This window comes from Ruminococcus difficilis (assembly GCF_016680995.1).
The window spans coordinates 1-2,269 of the sequence record NZ_JAEQMG010000017.1 but is presented as its reverse complement, the minus strand read 5'-3'; the positions used below and the strand labels follow the sequence as shown (position 1 = coordinate 2,269).

Genomic DNA, 2,269 nt, shown 5'->3' with positions numbered 1-2,269 from the left:
TTCCGATCTCTCGTAGGTGCCGCTGCCGTAGACGTTCCGGCGGTGCATGGTGAGCTTTTCGTCGCCCGTGCCGTAGAGTATCTTCTGAACAACGTCGTCGGGCAAATCGCGGATAGGCGTGCTCAGCGAGAACTTGTAGCGCCTGGCGAGCGCGTCGAAGTACATAGCCGCTATGGTGCTGCCCTCCATCGCCCAGCCGCCGCCTTTTATGCCGCCGTCCTTTATGCTTTTATTCCTGTCGGGAATTATTTTGTTCTCGTCGATCTTGAGGAAAACGCCCAGACCCGTGCACTTCGGGCAGGCTCCGAACGGATTGTTGAACGAGAACATACGCGGCGTAAGCTCGTCGATGCTGACCCCGTGGTCGGGACAGGCGTACTTCTGCGAAAATACTACGTCCTCGTCGCCGAAATTGACCATGACGATGCCGCCGCTGTGCTTTGAGGCGGTCTCGATGCTGTCGGAAAGCCGCGAGGTTATCTCGGGCTTGATCACCAATCTGTCGACGATGATTTCTATATTATGCTTTTTATTTTTCTCTAAAGGAATTTTCTCTTGGAGATCGTAGACTATTCCATCGGCGCGTACGCGTACAAAGCCTGCCTTTCGCGCGCTGTCGAGCACCTTGGCGTGCTCGCCCTTTCGACCGCGGACAACGGGCGACATTACCTGAATCTTCGTTCCAACGGGATAGGTCATTATTTTGTCGACGATCTGGTCTACCGTCTGCTGGCGTATCTCGCGGCCGCAGACCGTGCAGTGAGGCACGCCGATCCTCGCGTAAAGCAGTCGCAGGTAGTCGTAGATCTCGGTTACGGTGCCGACGGTCGAACGCGGATTCTTGGATGTGGTCTTTTGGTCGATCGAAATCGCCGGGGATAGTCCCTCTATGCTCTCGACGTTCGGCTTGTCCATCTGACCGAGAAACATTCGCGCATACGACGACAAGCTCTCGACATAGCGGCGCTGACCCTCGGCGTAGATCGTATCGAAGGCGAGCGAGCTTTTGCCCGAGCCGGACAGACCCGTGATGACCACGAGCTTCTCTCGCGGGATTTCGACGTCTATATTTTTAAGGTTGTGTTCCTTTGCGCCTTTTACAATAATTCTTTCAAGTGACATAGCTCTGATTCCTGTCGTTTTATATTTATATTAGTATACCACATTTATTTTAAAATATCAAGTGATTTTCGTAAGTTTGTTCGAAATCTTGACGTTAAAAAGCGGCGGAAGCGTATTACTCCCACCGCTCGTTATTATTCTTCTGTGGAATTATCTTCCTTGCTTTCGGTCGTGCCGTCAACAGTGTTCGCTGTTGCTTCAGCGGTCTCGGAAACAGGCTCTTCTTCCTCGGGCTCCTCGGCAGGCTCCACGTAAGTGCCGTTCATTACAGCCTCGAAGTCCGCGCCGCTCATCTTTTCGTGCTTGATCAGATACGCGGCAATCTCGTGCAGCTTATCAATGTTCTCGCTGAGCAGCTTCTCTGCCTTTGCGTAGGCGTCGTTTACGATCTCAAGCACAAGCTCGTCGATCTTCGCAGCGGTAGCCTCGCTGTAGTCCTGAGTGCGCGCCATATCCCTGCCGAGGAATACGCTGCCGCTCTCGGAGCCGTAGTTTACGCAGCCAAGCTCCTTGGTCATGCCGTACTTGGTGACCATCGCGCGCGCGGTCTTTGTCGCACGCTCGATGTCGTTGGACGCGCCTGTTGAGATGTCGTCGAGGATCAGCGCCTCAGCAACGCGTCCGCCGAGGGATACCACGATATCCTCGAGCATTTCACTGCGCGAATTGTACGACTTGTCCTCGGTGGGCAGAGGCATTGTGTAGCCGCCTGCCATGCCGCGGGGTATGATCGAGATCTCGTGAACGGGGTCCTGAGTTTCGAGCACGTCGAAGAGGATCGCGTGACCTGCCTCGTGATAAGCGGTCAGCTTCTTCTCCTTGTCGCTCATTACCTTGCTCTTTTTCTCCGCGCCGACTACGACCTTGATCGTCGCTTCCTCGATCTCCTTCATGGTGATCGCCTTTTTATTGGCACGCGCCGCCAGAAGGGCTGCTTCGTTGAGCAGGTTTTCGAGGTCGGCTCCGGTGAAGCCCGCGGTGGTCTTGGCGATGGTGCGGAGCTTTACGTCGGGAGCAAGCGGCTTTTTGCGCGCGTGAACCTTGAGGATAGCCTCACGTCCGTTAACGTCGGGATAGCTTACGACAACCTGACGGTCGAAACGTCCGGGTCTGAGGAGAGCCGGGTCGAGAACGTCGGGACGGTTGG

Annotated in this window: 2 protein-coding genes; both read right to left on the bottom strand. The window is 55.0% G+C overall.

The window, feature by feature from the left end; translation table 11 throughout:
- Nucleotides 1–1,122 (bottom strand): UvrA family protein (locus JKK62_RS01065; RefSeq protein WP_494545955.1); only part of this gene is annotated, 1,122 nt, incomplete at its 3' end.
- Nucleotides 1,123–1,256: 134 nt separating this feature from the next.
- Nucleotides 1,257–2,269, bottom strand: a 1,013-nt coding sequence (locus JKK62_RS01060) for an ATP-dependent metallopeptidase FtsH/Yme1/Tma family protein (RefSeq protein WP_494545954.1), incomplete at its 5' end; no start/stop codon positions are given.